Origin of the sequence: Streptomyces alkaliphilus (assembly GCF_014141535.1) — a bacterium.
Classification (GTDB): domain Bacteria; phylum Actinomycetota; class Actinomycetes; order Streptomycetales; family Streptomycetaceae; genus Streptomyces; species Streptomyces alkaliphilus.
The window spans coordinates 1-2821 of record NZ_VKHT01000696.1 but is presented as its reverse complement, the minus strand read 5'-3'; the positions used below and the strand labels follow the sequence as shown (position 1 = coordinate 2821).

At 73.3% G+C, this 2821-nt stretch carries 1 protein-coding gene; it reads left to right on the top strand.

Annotated elements, in window-relative coordinates; all coding sequences use genetic code 11:
• Positions 1-41 precede the first annotated feature (41 nt).
• The gene (adhE, locus tag FNQ90_RS18605; RefSeq protein ID WP_182607417.1) at positions 42-2702 is read left to right on the top strand and encodes a bifunctional acetaldehyde-CoA/alcohol dehydrogenase; all 2661 of its coding nucleotides are present in this window, start codon (positions 42-44) and stop codon (positions 2700-2702) included.
• The last annotated feature ends 119 nt before the right edge of the window (positions 2703-2821 follow it).

The window sequence follows — 2821 nt, the reverse complement described above, 5'->3', positions numbered from 1 at the left end:
GCACCACAGGCACCACCACCCGTCCGGTCGAGGCCGCCGCGGTGCGTCCCGCCGACCGGGTGGCCGCCCTCGTCGGCCGCGCCGAGCGGGCCCTGCGCGAGTGGGAGAGCCGCGACCAGGAGACCGTCGACCACATCGTGCGCCGGGCCTCCCTCGCCGGCCTCGCCCGCCACGACGACCTCGCCGTCCTCGCCGTCGAGGAGACCGGCCGGGGCGTCATGGAGGACAAGGCGGTCAAGAACGTCTTCGCCTGCGAGCACGTCACCCACTCCATGCGCGACATGCGCACCGTCGGGGTCATCTCCCGCGACGAGTTGAGCGGCGTCACCGAGATCGCCGAGCCGATCGGGGTCGTCGCCGCCCTCACCCCGGTCACCAACCCCACCTCCACCACCCTCTTCAAGGCCCTCATCGCCCTGAAGACCCGCAACCCGATCGTCTTCGCCTTCCACCCCTCCGCCCAGCGGTGCAGCGCCGAGGCCGCCCGCACCGTCCGCGACGCGGCGGTCGCCGCCGGCGCCCCCGCCGACTGCGTGCAGTGGATCGAGGAGCCCTCCCGGGAGGCCACCGACGCCCTGATGCGTCACCCGGCCGTCGCCACCATCCTGGCCACCGGCGGCAACGACATGGTCCGCGCCGCCTACTCCTGCGGCAAGCCCGCCCTGGGCGTCGGCGCGGGCAACGTCCCCGCCTGGATCCACCGCACCGCCCGGGTGCCGCGCGCCGTCCACGACATCGTGCTCTCCAAGACCTTCGACAACGGCATGATCTGCGCCGCCGAACAGGCCGTGATCCTGGACCGGGAGATCCGCGAGCAGGCGCTGGAGGAGTTCCGCCGGCTGCGCGCCCACCCGGTCACCGCCGAGGAGAAGCGCCTCCTGGAGCGGCTGATGTTCGGCGCGGACGCCGACGGACGCGACTGCGCCGGCGGGCGCCTGAACTCCGCCGTGGTGGGCCGCGACGCCCGATGGATCGCCGAGCGCGCCGGCTTCACCGTCCCCGAGGGCACCTCGGTGCTCCTCGCCGAGTGCGAGGACGTCGGCCCCGGTGAGCCGCTGACCCGCGAGAAGCTCTCCCCGGTCCTCGCGGTGCTCACCGCCGACGACACCGCCGCCGGCATCCGCCTGGCCGAGCGCATGGTCGACTTCGACGGCGCCGGGCACAGCGCCGTGGTGCACGCCGAGGACCCGGAGGTCGCCGAGGAGTTCGGCCGGCGGATGCGCGCGGTGCGGATCATCGTCAACGCCCCCGCCGCCCTGGGCGGTGTCGGCGACATCTACAACTCCTTCCGCCCCTCGCTCACCCTGGGCTGCGGCTCCTGGGGCCGCACCTCGGTCTCCGACAACGTCGGCGCCGAACACCTGCTCAACATCAAGCGGATCGGCAACCGCACCACCAACATGCAGTGGTTCCGCGTCCCGCCGGAGATCTACTTCGAGCGCAACTCGCTGCGGTTCCTCGCCGAGATGCCCGGCCTGGCCCGGGTCACCGTCGTCACCGACCGAACCATGGACCGCATCGGCCTGCTGGACCGCCTCAAGAGGGTCCTGCGCTCCCGCACCGAGCCGGTCCACCTGCAGATCATCGACGACATCGAGCCCAACCCCGAGCTGGCCACCGTGGAGCGCGGCGCCGCCCGCATCCGCGAGTTCGACCCGGACACCATCATCGCCTTCGGCGGCGGCTCCCCGATCGACGCGGCGAAGGTGATGTGGCTGCTCCACGAGCACCCCGAGGTCTCCTTCGCCGACGCCAGGGAGAAGTTCTTCGACATCCGCAAGCGGGCCTTCCCCTTCCCCTCACCCGGGGCCCGCACCCGCCTGGTGGCCGTACCCACCACCTCCGGCACCGGCGCCGAGGTCACCCCCTTCGCGGTGATCTCCGACCCGGCCGCCGCCCGCAAGTACCCGCTGGCCGACTACGCGCTGACCCCGAACGTGGCGATCGTCGACCCGGAGCTGACCACCACCCTCCCCCCGGAGGTCACCGCCGACTCCGGCTTCGACGCACTGACCCACGCCATCGAGGCGTACGTCTCGGTCTACGCCAACGACTACACCGACGGGCTGTGCCTGCAGGCCATCCGGCTGATCTTCGGGAACCTGGAGACCTGCGTGCGCGACGGCGCCCGGCAGCCGATCGCCCGCGAGCGGATGCACAACGCCGCCACCGTCGCCGGCATGGCCTTCGGCAGCGCCTTCCTCGGCATGGTGCACGCCATGGCGCACACCCTGGGCCACACCTTCGGCATCGCCCACGGCCGCACCAACGCGATCCTGCTGCCGCACGTCATCCGGCACAACGGCGGCGTCCCCACCAAGCTCTCCGCCTGGCCCAAGTACGAGACCTACCGGGCCCCGGAGCGCTACCGGGAGATCGCCCTGACCCTGGGCCTGCCCGCCGCGACCCCGGAGGAGGGCGTGGAATCCCTCGCCCGGGCGGTGGAGGACCTGCGGGACCGCTGCGGCATCCCGAACTCCTTCCGCGCCGCCGGCGTCCCGGAGGAGGAGTACCTGGCCTCCCTGCCGCAGCAGGCCCGCAACGCCTACGCCGACCAGTGCGCCCCCGCCAACCCGCGGATGCCGATGCTCGGCGAGATGCAGGGGCTGATGCGGCTGGCCTACGAGCCGCCGGTCCGCACCGCCGGCGCGATCGACACCGCCACCGGAACCGAGCAGCCCACCGGAACCAACGCCGCCTGACCGGGCGAGGAGCCCGGACCACCCCCGGCGGGGCGTCCCATCGGCCGCCCCGCCGGCATCACCACCACAGAGGTGACCGCCATGAGCGCACGACCCGGAGCCACCACCCCCCGTCCCGC